Annotated in this window: 10 protein-coding genes; 7 read left to right on the top strand and 3 right to left on the bottom strand. The window is 61.6% G+C overall.

Features of this window, described 5'->3' with window-relative positions; all coding sequences use genetic code 11:
* The 5 genes from J4E53_RS27845 to J4E53_RS27825 all read left to right on the top strand — a co-directional run.
* The coding region (locus tag J4E53_RS27845) for an alkaline phosphatase family protein (protein WP_207268235.1) at positions 1-618 on the top strand (618 nt) is incomplete at its 5' end.
* A 5-nt stretch (positions 619-623) separates the two neighbouring features.
* Positions 624-1,460 (top strand): ABC transporter permease subunit, encoded by an 837-nt coding sequence (locus J4E53_RS27840; protein WP_161951765.1) that lies wholly within the window; start codon positions 624-626, stop codon positions 1,458-1,460.
* Positions 1,447-2,247 (top strand): ABC transporter permease, encoded by an 801-nt coding sequence (locus J4E53_RS27835; RefSeq protein ID WP_060741108.1) that lies wholly within the window; start codon positions 1,447-1,449, stop codon positions 2,245-2,247. The genes J4E53_RS27840 and J4E53_RS27835 overlap by 14 nt, the downstream gene beginning before the upstream one ends.
* On the top strand, positions 2,244-3,233 hold the full coding sequence (locus J4E53_RS27830; protein ID WP_060741107.1) for an ABC transporter ATP-binding protein: 990 nt from the start codon (positions 2,244-2,246) through the stop codon (positions 3,231-3,233). The genes J4E53_RS27835 and J4E53_RS27830 overlap by 4 nt, the downstream gene beginning before the upstream one ends.
* Before the next feature lie 34 nt (positions 3,234-3,267).
* On the top strand, positions 3,268-3,921 hold the full coding sequence (locus J4E53_RS27825) for an HAD family phosphatase (RefSeq protein WP_060741106.1): 654 nt from the start codon (positions 3,268-3,270) through the stop codon (positions 3,919-3,921).
* Positions 3,922-4,045: 124 nt separating this feature from the next.
* On the opposite strand, the gene J4E53_RS27820 is transcribed toward J4E53_RS27825, so the two are convergent.
* The 3 genes from J4E53_RS27820 to J4E53_RS27810 all read right to left on the bottom strand — a co-directional run bounded on the left by J4E53_RS27820 (position 4,046) and on the right by J4E53_RS27810 (position 6,751).
* Positions 4,046-4,834, bottom strand: coding sequence for a DUF2182 domain-containing protein (locus J4E53_RS27820; protein ID WP_103310920.1), 789 nt, complete (start codon positions 4,832-4,834; stop codon positions 4,046-4,048).
* Positions 4,834-5,469 (bottom strand): DUF1326 domain-containing protein, encoded by a 636-nt coding sequence (locus tag J4E53_RS27815; RefSeq protein ID WP_060741104.1) that lies wholly within the window; start codon positions 5,467-5,469, stop codon positions 4,834-4,836. The genes J4E53_RS27820 and J4E53_RS27815 overlap by 1 nt, the downstream gene beginning before the upstream one ends.
* Positions 5,470-5,788: 319 nt before the next feature.
* Positions 5,789-6,751 carry a zinc-binding dehydrogenase gene (locus J4E53_RS27810; RefSeq protein ID WP_060741103.1) on the bottom strand — a complete coding sequence of 321 codons (963 nt, stop codon included), beginning with the start codon at positions 6,749-6,751 and terminating at the stop codon, positions 5,789-5,791.
* Between the two features lie 139 nt (positions 6,752-6,890).
* Between J4E53_RS27810 and J4E53_RS27805 the strand changes: the two genes are divergently transcribed.
* Together J4E53_RS27805 and J4E53_RS27800 are read left to right on the top strand one after the other, a co-directional pair.
* Positions 6,891-8,969, top strand: coding sequence for a carboxy terminal-processing peptidase (locus J4E53_RS27805; RefSeq protein ID WP_177431744.1), 2,079 nt, complete (start codon positions 6,891-6,893; stop codon positions 8,967-8,969).
* A gap of 118 nt (positions 8,970-9,087) precedes the next feature.
* Positions 9,088-10,875: a bifunctional diguanylate cyclase/phosphodiesterase gene (locus J4E53_RS27800; protein WP_060741101.1), complete on the top strand. Its 1,788-nt coding sequence runs from the start codon at positions 9,088-9,090 to the stop codon at positions 10,873-10,875.
* The last annotated feature ends 24 nt before the right edge of the window (positions 10,876-10,899 follow it).

Here is a 10,899-nt window from a genome sequence, read left to right as displayed (position 1 = left end):
GGGATCGTGCACAACAACGTCACGCGCCTGTCGAACCAGCGCAGCATTTTCCACTACGCCACCCAGGCCGGCCTGAGCACAGCGGCTGCGGCGTACCACTGGGTCAGCGAGCTCTACAACACTTCGCCCTTCGTGGCCGGTCGCGACCGTCACACCGACAACCCCGACCTGCCGATTCAATACGGGCATTTCTACTGGAATGACCACTACCCCGATTCCCATCTGTTCGCCGACGCCGAACACCTGCGCCAGCGCTACTTGCCGAACTTCCTGCTGGTGCACCCGATGAACATCGACGACGCCGGCCACAAGCACGGCCTCGACACCCCGCAATACCGCAACAGTGCCCGCTCGGCCGACATCAACCTGGCGGTCTACCTGCAAGCCTGGCTCGACGCCGGTTACCAGGTGCTGGTGACCTCCGACCACGGCATGAACAACGACCGCTCCCACAACGGCCTGCTGGCCGAAGAACGGGAAGTGCCGCTGTTCGTCCTGGGTGACAGCTTCAGTTTCGATCCCGCTGCCGCACCGAGGCAGACCGAGCTGTGCGGCACCATTTGCCAATTGCTCGGCATCGACCACGACAAACCCTATTGCCAGGAGTTACTCAAGTGAACGCCATGACGCGCGGCAAATGGCTGGCAGCGTTGTGCCTGGTGCCCTTCGCGATTTTCTTCATCGTGTTCCAGATCGCCCCGCTGCTCTGGGTGCTGGTCAACAGCCTGGAATCGGAAGAATTCGGCTGGGGCCTGGCCAACTTCAGCAAGATCTTCAGTTCCAAGTTCTACCTGCAAGCCATCCAGCACAGCCTGGAGATCAGCTTCTGGTCCAGTGTGTTCGGCATCGTCATCGCCGTGCTCGGCAGCTACTCACTGCGCCGTGTGGATTCACGGCTGCGCAACTTCGTCAATGCCTTCGCCAACATGACCAGCAACTTCGCCGGCGTGCCCCTGGCCTTCGCCTTCATCATTTTGCTGGGGTTCAACGGCAGCATCACGATCATGCTCAAGCAGGCGGGGATCATCGAGGATTTCAACCTGTATTCGAAAACCGGGCTGATCATTCTCTACACCTACTTCCAGATTCCCCTCGGCGTGCTGCTGCTCTACCCGGCCTTCGACGCCCTGCGCGAAGACTGGCGCGAATCCGCCGAGTTGCTCGGCGCCAGCGGCTGGCAGTTCTGGCGGCACATCGGCTTGCCAGTGCTGACCCCGGCGCTGCTGGGCACCTTCGTGATCCTGCTGGCCAACGCCCTCGGCGCCTACGCCACGGTCTACGCGTTGACCACCGGTAACTTCAACGTGCTGCCGATCCGAATCGCCGCCATGGTCTCCGGCGACATTTCCCTCGACCCTAACCTGGCCAGTGCCCTGGCCGTGGTGCTGGTGGCGTTGATGACCGTGGTGACCATCGTCCATCAGTTGCTGCTCAAGAGGAGCTACCATGTCTCGCGCTGAACCGGGCTCCGTCGGGCTCTATCATCGGGCGGTGGTGTACCTGCTGTTCGCCATCCTGCTGCTGCCCCTGGCCGGCACGCTGGTCTACTCCATCGCCAGCAGTTGGTCGGCCACCGTGCTGCCCAGCGGCTTCACCTTCAAATGGTATGTGCAGTTGTGGAGCGATCCGCGCTTTCTCCACGCCTTCGGTCAATCGTTGCTGGTCTGTGTCGGTGCGCTGGTGCTCTCGGTGGTGTTGATCCTGCCGTTGCTGTTCGTGGTGCACTACCACTTCCCCAAACTCGACGCACTGATGAACATCCTCATCCTGCTGCCGTTCGCGGTGCCGCCCGTGGTGTCGTCGGTGGGGCTGTTGCAACTCTATGGCTCCGGACCGCTGGCGATGGTCGGTACGCCGTGGATCCTGATCGGTTGCTACTTCACCGTCGCCCTGCCGTTCATGTACCGGGCGATCACCAACAACCTGCAAGCCATCAACCTGCGCGACCTGATGGACGCCGCCCAACTGCTTGGCGCCAGCACCTTCCAGGCCGCGTTCCTGGTGGTGCTGCCGAACCTGCGCAAGGGCCTGATGGTGGCGCTGCTGCTGTCCTTCTCGTTCCTGTTCGGCGAATTCGTGTTTGCCAACATCCTCGTCGGCACCCGCTATGAAACCCTGCAGGTCTACCTGAACAACATGCGCAACAGCAGCGGCCACTTCACCAGTGCGCTGGTGATCTCCTATTTCTTCTTCGTACTGGTCCTGACCTGGGCGGCCAATATCTTGAACAAGGACAAAAGCCAATGAGCTACGTCAGCGTCCAACACCTGCAAAAAAGCTATGCCGGCACCCCGGTGTTCAGCGACATCAACTGCGAGATCGCCAAGGGCGAATTCGTCACCCTGCTCGGCCCTTCCGGTTGTGGCAAGTCCACGCTGTTGCGCTGCATTGCCGGCCTGACCGCAGTGGATGCCGGCCAGATCATCCTCGACGGACAGGACATCGTCCCGCTGAGCCCTCAGAAACGCGGCATCGGCATGGTCTTCCAGAGCTACGCCTTGTTCCCGAACATGACCGTGGAGCAAAACGTCGCCTTCGGCCTGCGCATGCAAAAGGTCGACGCCTCGGACAGTCGCCAGCGCGTGCTGGAGATCCTGCGCCTGGTGGAGCTGCACGATTTTGCCGCCCGCTACCCCCATCAACTCTCCGGCGGCCAATGCCAGCGTGTCGCCCTCGCCCGCTCCCTGGTCACGCGGCCGCGCCTGTTGTTGCTGGACGAGCCGCTGTCAGCCCTGGATGCGCGGATTCGCAAGCACTTGCGTGAACAGATCCGACAGATCCAGCGTGAATTGGGCCTGACCACGATTTTCGTCACACATGACCAGGAAGAAGCCCTGACCATGTCTGACCGGATTTTCCTGATGAACCAGGGAAAGATCGTACAAAGCGGCGATGCCGAAACCCTTTACACTGCGCCAGTCGATGTCTTTGCCGCCGGCTTCATCGGCAACTACAACCTGCTGGACGCCGACAGCGCGAGCAAACTGCTGCAGCGGCCGGTGAACGGTCGCATCGCCATCCGCCCCGAGGCCATCGAGCTGAGCCGCAGCGGCCAGGCCGATGCGCTGATCCGCAGCCACAGCCTGCTGGGCAACGTCATCCGCTACCGGGTCGAAGCCCGTGGCGTGGAATTGGTGGTGGATGTGCTCAACCGCTCGGCCGCCGACCTGCACCCCGATGGCGCACGGTTGGCACTTTCCATCGATCCATCGGCGCTGTGTGAGGTAGCCTGATGGCTTTGTTGATTTTGAAAAGGGAAACACGCTGATGGCCCTGGCAATTTTTGATCTGGACGAAACCCTGATCCACGGCGACTGCGCCACCCTCTGGAGTGAACAGATGGGTCGCCTGGGCTGGGTCGATCCCGAGTCGTTCATGCGGCGCAACAACGAGCTGATGGACGCCTACAGCCACGGCAAGCTGAGCATGGAAGAGTACATGGACTTCAGCCTGGAACCGATGATCGGCCGCACACCGGAGGAAATCGAGCACCTGGTGGCGCCGTGGGTGGAAGACTTCATCGAACCGATCATCTTCAGCGACGCCACCAAGACCATCGCCGAACACCGCAAGGCCGGCGACCGGATCCTGGTGATCTCGGCCTCGGGCACGCATCTGGTCAAGCCGATTGCCGAACGCCTGGGCATCGATGAGATCCTGGCGATCGAGCTTGAAGTGGCCCATGGCGTGTACAGCGGCAAGACCGTGGGCACCCTGACCTACCGCGAAGGCAAGATCGCGCGGTTGCTGGATTGGCTGGATGCCGAGGAGGAGAACCTGGAAGGCGCGAGTTTCTATTCCGACTCGCGCAACGACCTGCCGTTGTTGCTCAAGGTCGATCACCCGCACGTGGTGAACCCGGACCCGGTGTTGAAGGCCCATGCCGAATCGGCCGGGTGGCCAATCCATAGCTGGAAGTGAGCAGCCCGGTGCAGGAGCGGGCTTGCTCGCGATAGCGGTGGATCAGCAGACATTGATTTAGCTGATACACCGCTATCGCGAGCAAGCTCAGCTCCCACGGGCTCAGCTCCCACAGCTTCAGCCCCTAGCCCAGCAGCAGCCACAGGCTCCAGCCGAGCAACAACAATCCGCAGAGACGACTGAGCCAGAGTCCCTGCGGCAGGTTTTTCTCCAGCAGGATGAAGGCACCGATCACTGCCACCCAGAGCAGATTCATCACGCCGACCACGAACAGCAGGCCCATCAGGGCCCAGCAGCAGCCCAGGCAGTAAGCGCCATGGGCCAGGCCCATGCGCCAGCCGCCGAGCACGTCGGGGCGCCAGTAGCTGAGAAGAAAATGCAGCGGCCCGCGACAATGCTCAAGGCAGACCGCCTTGCTTGGCAGCCACTGATAGACGCCTGCGACCAGCAGCAGGCCAGCGCCCAGAGCGGTACTGCTGCTGCGCATCCCCGGACTGAGCAGGGCGAGCCGTTCGAGCGCCCATTGCAGCGCCGTGGCGCCCAGGGCGAAGCCGGCCCAGACCAGACCATAGGCGCTGCAAAACAGCAGCAGGGCCAGGTGTCGCTGCGGTGCCGGCATGCGCTTGCGCAGCATCTGCTGGTAGATCAGCAGCATGGGCACGGCACTGGGCAGCATCATGCCGATCATCATCACCACCCACATGACGAACATCAGCAGCGCATCGCTCAGGCTCCAGGGCATGACCATACCGGCCATTGCCGCATCGGCCATGCCACCCGGCGCACTCATGTCGCGGGCCATGCGCAGCAGCATCAGCCAGGCCAGGACGGTCAGCGCAAGCAGGCAGAGCAGGAACAGCAACTGCTCGCCTGTCAGTCGCTTGCTCGGCGTCGCCGCCCGAGGCCCTGCCATTACGGCTCTATGCCATGGCCGGTGAAGTGTACGTGGGCGAGATGGCTATGACTGCCCTGGGACTGTAGCTTGAGGGCTGAATGCGTCTGGTAGCTGCCGCTGGCGACTTCGGCCTCAAGGAACTCGAAGCCGTTGGGCAGGGACAGGCGGACTCGATGAGGTGAGCCGTCGATCGGGCTACGGATCGGCTCGCCGCTGGCCTGCAGCACGCCTGGAATGTCCAGGTGCGCCAAGCGCTGATCGACATCGATGGATAGGGTGATGGGCACGAACAGCGGTTCGAATGCTTCACTCATGGTGCTGCTGAACACCTGGAACACGTTGGCCCCGGGGTCGCTCTCCAGGCCAGAGAGGATGGTCAGCAGGGCCTGGCGTTGCGCCTCGTCGGCGCGTTCATCGATGAACACCTGACAACTGCCGTTACCCTCATGAATGGCGCCCGGCCAAGCGAAGGTGGCAGCCCAGCACAAACCTCCCAGCGCCACCTGATTGAAATACCCGTGCTCCACTCGCATCGACGCCACCGCCTGGCAGTGGCCCCGGGTCGGTGGCGCATCGAATTGACAAGGACAGCCCCAATTACAGTTGCAGGCAACGAATTCGACGCCCTGCATGCGCCATTCGGCGATGGCCATGATCAACCTCTTCACCTGGCGGGTGAAATGAAAGCTGCGGTTACCCCCATCCCCCCTTAATTAACGCTAGCAGGGGGCGCGCATCGGGTACGGGCTGCCGACCAAAGGTCCGCTTGCCCGTGGTCGCCGGTCAACGGTGCAAGCCACTGTCAATTGGGATGAAGGTGCCCGTCATCTCGGTGCAAGCATGCAAATGCTCCTGCAAATAAAGACACCTGTGGGAGCGAGCTTGCTCGAGATGACGGTCGCACACTCAACAACTTTGTTGACTGTCACACCGCTATCGCGAGCAAGCTCGCTCCCACAAGTCTGCGCAAAGTCAGCTCAGGCTCTCATCGATCAGCAACACCAACTTGCCCGATACCTGGTTGGTCGCCAGCTCCGCGAACGCCGCTTCGGCGTCCTTGATTGCGAAGGTCCGGGCCAACTGCGGGCTCAGGCGCTTGTCGGCAAACAGCGGCCACACCTGTTGCCCCAGCTCACTGATCAAGTCAGCCTTGAACTGATCGTCACGGCTGCGCAGGGTCGAGCCCAACAGTTGGATGCGCTTGCCCAGCACCTGGGCCAGATCGAGCTCGGTCGAGCGCCCCCCCATCAGGCCGATCAACACCCAACGGCCGTCAACTGACAAAAGTTTCACGTTGAGCTTGGCGTAGCTGCCACCCACCGGATCGAGGATCACGTCGAAGGGAGCGAGGTCGTTCAAACCCTCCAGGCCATCGGTGCGTACCACGCCGCCCTGGGCGCCCAAGGCCTCGCAATAAGACAGCCGTTCGGTCGAACCGACACTGACCCAGCACGGGTTGCCGAACGCCTTGCACAGCTGGATCGCGGCCGAACCGACGCCGCTGGCCCCGGCATGCAGCAGCACTTTCTCGCCCGGCTTGAGCGCTGCCAGCTGGAACAGATTCAACCACGCGGTGCTGTAGACCTCAGGCAGCGCGGCCGCTTCAGCCAAGGACAAGCCCTCGGGCACCGGCAGCACGTGACGGCCATCGACCACCACCTCCTCGGCCATCCCACCGCCGGCCAGCAGCGCACAAACGCGGTCACCCACCTGCCAGGACGAGCCCGGCCCGACCTCGCTGATCACCCCGGAACACTCCAGCCCCAACACCTGGCTGGCGCCGGGTGGTGGCGGGTAAAGCCCGGCTTTTTGCAACAAATCGGCCCGATTCAGGCCGGCGGCCGCCACACGGATGCGAACTTGCCCCACATCACACGTCGGGCTCGGCTCATCTGCCCATACCACTTGGCCTTCAACGCCTTGCAATGCTTTCACGGTGCCTCCATAGTGAGTCTCGACTGGGCCCGCTGCTTCAACGCCGGGCTTTCTTGCATTATGCGCCCGGGCCACATGGAACCGGCGACTTCAAAGACGGCCTAATATGCGTTATCAATTGTCCCTGCGTCGAATCAGCATGAAGCACCTGTTCCCCAGCACCGCCCTCGCGCTCGTCATTGGCCTCGGCCTGTTACCGTTGTCGAACGATACGTTCGCAGCCAACAGCTGGGACAAGCTTCAGCCCGATCGCGACGAAGTGATTGCCAGCCTTAATGTCGTCGAATTGCTCAAGCGCCATCACTACAGCAAGCCGCCGCTCGATGACGCGCGCTCGGTCATCATCTATGACAGCTATTTGAAGCTGCTCGATCCGTCCCGCAGTTATTTCCTGGCCAGCGACATCGCCGAATTCGACAAGTGGAAAACCCAGTTCGACGATTTCCTCAAGAGCGGCGACCTGAACGCCGGGTTCACCATCTACAAGCGCTACCTGGACCGCGTGAAGGCGCGTCTGGACTACGCCCTTGCCGAGCTGAACAAGGGCGTCGACAAAATCGATTTCAATACCAAGGAAACCTTGCAGGTCGACCGCAAGGACGCCCCTTGGCTCAAAAGCACAGCCGAACTCGATGACCTGTGGCGCAAGCGCGTCAAGGACGAAGTGCTGCGCATGAAGATCGCCGGCAAGGATCCCAAGCAGATCCAGGAAACCCTGACCAAGCGCTACAAGAACCAATTGGCGCGCCTGGACCAGACCCGCGCCGAGGACATTTTCCAGGCGTACATCAACACCTTTGCCATGTCCTACGACCCGCACACCAACTATCTGTCGCCGGATAACGCGGAAAACTTCGACATCAACATGAGCCTGTCCCTGGAAGGCATCGGTGCCGTGCTGCAAAGCGACAACGACCAGGTGAAGATCGTGCGCCTGGTTCCGGCGGGTCCCGCTGACAAAACCAAACAGGTCAGCCCGGCGGACAAGATCATCGGTGTCGCCCAAGGCAACAAGGAAATGGTCGACGTGGTCGGCTGGCGCCTCGACGAAGTGGTCAAGCTGATCCGCGGCCCGAAAGGCTCGGTGGTGCGCCTGGAAGTCATCCCGGCCAGCAACGCGCCGAACGACCAGACCAGCAAAATCGTGGCCATCACCCGTGAAGCGGTGAAACTGGAAGAACAGGCGGCGAAGAAATCGGTCCTCAACCTCAAGCAGGACGGCAAGGACTACAAGCTCGGCATCATTGAGATCCCGGCTTTCTACCTGGACTTCAAGGCCTTCCGCGCCGGGGATCCGGACTACAAGAGCACCACTCGTGACGTCAAGAAGCTGCTGACCGAGCTGCAGAAGGAAAAGGTCGACGGCGTGGTCATCGACTTGCGCAACAACGGCGGCGGCTCCCTGCAGGAAGCCACCGAGCTGACCAGCCTGTTCATCGACAAGGGCCCGACCGTGCTCGTGCGTAACGCCGATGGCCGAGTGGATGTGCTGGAAGACGAAAACCCGGGCGCGTTCTACAAGGGGCCGATGGCCTTGCTGGTCAACCGCTTGTCGGCGTCGGCCTCGGAGATTTTCGCCGGTGCCATGCAGGACTATCACCGGGCACTGATCATCGGCGGCCAGACCTTCGGCAAAGGCACCGTGCAGACCATCCAGCCGCTCAACCATGGCGAGCTGAAGCTGACCCTGGCGAAGTTCTACCGGGTGTCCGGCCAGAGCACCCAGCATCAGGGCGTACTGCCTGACATCGATTACCCCTCGATCATCGACACCAAGGAAATCGGTGAAAGCGCCCTGCCCGAAGCCATGCCGTGGGACACCATCCGGCCGGCGATCAAACCGGCCGTTGACCCGTTCAAGCCGTTCCTGGCCCAACTCAAGTCCGACCACGACGCGCGCTCGGCCCAGGATGCGGAGTTCGTGTTCATCCGCGACAAGCTGGCCCTGGCGCAGAAGTTGATGATGGAGAAAACCGTCACCCTCAACGAAACCGACCGTCGTGCACAGCATGCCGACATCGAGGCCAAGCAACTGGCCATGGAAAACCTGCGTCGCAAGGCCAAGGGCGAAGAACCTCTCAAAGAGCTGAAGAAAGAAGACGAAGACCTGATCACCGAGCCGGAGAAAACCAAGCCGGAAGACGATGCCTACCTGAGCGAGACCGGGCGGATCCTGCTGGATTACCTGAAACTCAATACGGCGATCGCCAAGCACTAAGATGATGGCCATTTAATGGTGATGCTTGTCGGAGTGTCATCAAACTGACATCAGTCTGTCGTGAAATACAGGACTGGGTGCCCCGCACCCGGTCCTTTTTTTATCGCCAGAGATTGCCATGACCACGACAGAACAGCTGAGTGCCTTGAGTTCGATCCTGGCTCAAAGCGGTTTGCACAGTCTGTTCCAACCGATCATCTGTCTTTCCGAAAGGCGCATCGTGGGCTATGAAGCCTTGACCCGCGGCCCTTCCAACAGCCCGCTGCACTCGCCCATCGCGCTGCTCTCCGTGGCGCGCCAGGCCGGACGCCTCAGCGAGCTGGAGCTGGCCTGCCGCCGCAGCGCCTGCCAACGCTTCAACGAGCAAAAACTGCCGGGCAAGCTATTTCTCAACGTCTCGCCCGAGTCCCTGCTGGAATCCGCGCACCAGACGGGGCGCACCCTGCAATTGCTGCAAGACTTCGGCATCGCACCCAGCCAGGTGGTGATCGAGCTGACCGAACAGACCCCTATCGATGACTTCCAGCTCCTGCAAACCGCCCTGCATCACTACCGGGCCATGGGTTTCTCGATTGCCCTGGACGACCTCGGCGCCGGTTATTCGAGCCTGCGGCTGTGGTCCGAATTGCGACCCGACTATGTGAAGATCGACCGGCATTTCATCGACGGCATCCATCAGGACGCCCTCAAGCGCGAGTTCGTGGGCTCGATCCTGAAAATCGCCCGGGCTTCCCGCGCCCAGGTGATTGCCGAGGGAATCGAACTGCCGGAAGAACTGGCGGTGCTGATCGAAATGGGTGTCGATCTGGTCCAGGGTTATCTGCTGGCCCGCCCCCAGGAACAACCGTCACGCGATGCCAGGGCGCTGATGCCCAGGCAGGACAGCGGCGTGGCGGCGCTGAGCGATGAGATCAACGACCTCAGTGCGCTGCTCAACGAACAACCGGCGATGGCCCACGACACACCGACCGCCACCGTGCTGGAAGCGTTTCGGCGCCAGGCCAACCTCAACTCCCTGGCGGTACTGGACAATCAGAACCAGCCCTGCGGCATCGTCCATCGCCATTCACTCTCCGATGCCTTGCTCAAACCCTTCGCCACCGACCTGTTCGCCCGCAAGCCTATCAGCCGGCTGATGAGCGATGACTTTCTCGCGGTGGAGTTGAACCAATCGCTGCAACAAGTCAGTCGCCTGATCACCAGCCGCGCCCGACAACGCATCGAAGAAGACTTCATCATCACCCTCAACGGCAGCTACCTGGGCCTGGGTCGGGTAATCGATGTGCTCAAGCTCATCACCGAGCTGAAAATCCAACAGGCCCGCTACGCCAACCCATTGACCCTGCTGCCGGGCAACGTCCCGATCCAGCAATGCCTCACGCGCCTGCTGCAACAACGGCAGGAATCGGTGATCTGTTACGTGGACATCGACAGTTTCAAACCCTTCAACGACATCTACGGCTACGGCCGCGGCGACGAAGTCCTGCTGTGCCTGGCCCAATGCCTGAACGAACGCATCGACCCCAGCCGCGACTTCGTCGGCCACATCGGCGGCGACGACTTCCTGCTGGTCCTCGGCCCGGAAGACTGGCGCAAACGCCTGGACCAATTGCTGAGCGACTTCCAGACCCATTGCCGGCGCTTCTACCGGCCTGAACATCTGGAGGCGGGGTGCTTTACCGCACTGAATCGACAGGGGGTTCGCCAGGATTTTGCGCTGTTGTCGCTGTCGATTGGGGTGGTGCATCTGCGCGCCGAGGCCTGCGAGAAACTGGATGCCAGCCAACTGGCGGAACTGGCTTCCCAGGCCAAGCACCATGCCAAGGAGATTTTGGGGGGGAGTGTGTATTTAGTAGATGGTTTGGCTGAGCGGGAGGCTGTGGTGGAGTTGGGGTTGTCGGTGTAAGCGGACTCTCCATTCACCACGGCC

Source organism: Pseudomonas sp. FW305-28 (assembly GCF_017351395.1).
GTDB classification, from domain to species: Bacteria; Pseudomonadota; Gammaproteobacteria; order Pseudomonadales; family Pseudomonadaceae; genus Aquipseudomonas; species Aquipseudomonas fluorescens_AA.
This window is presented reverse-complemented; position numbering and strand designations above follow the sequence as displayed.

Coding starts and splice junctions, on each gene's coding strand:
- J4E53_RS27835 (WP_060741108.1), top strand. CDS start 1,447: ATGTCTCGCGCTGAACCGGGCTCCGTCGGGCTCTATCATCGGGCGGTG.
- J4E53_RS27830 (WP_060741107.1), top strand. CDS start 2,244: ATGAGCTACGTCAGCGTCCAACACCTGCAAAAAAGCTATGCCGGCACC.
- J4E53_RS27825 (WP_060741106.1), top strand. CDS start 3,268: ATGGCCCTGGCAATTTTTGATCTGGACGAAACCCTGATCCACGGCGAC.
- J4E53_RS27815 (WP_060741104.1), bottom strand. CDS start 5,469: ATGGCCATCGCCGAATGGCGCATGCAGGGCGTCGAATTCGTTGCCTGC.
- J4E53_RS27805 (WP_177431744.1), top strand. CDS start 6,891: ATGAAGCACCTGTTCCCCAGCACCGCCCTCGCGCTCGTCATTGGCCTC.
- J4E53_RS27840 (WP_161951765.1), top strand. CDS start 624: ATGACGCGCGGCAAATGGCTGGCAGCGTTGTGCCTGGTGCCCTTCGCG.
- J4E53_RS27800 (WP_060741101.1), top strand. CDS start 9,088: ATGACCACGACAGAACAGCTGAGTGCCTTGAGTTCGATCCTGGCTCAA.
- J4E53_RS27820 (WP_103310920.1), bottom strand. CDS start 4,834: ATGGCAGGGCCTCGGGCGGCGACGCCGAGCAAGCGACTGACAGGCGAG.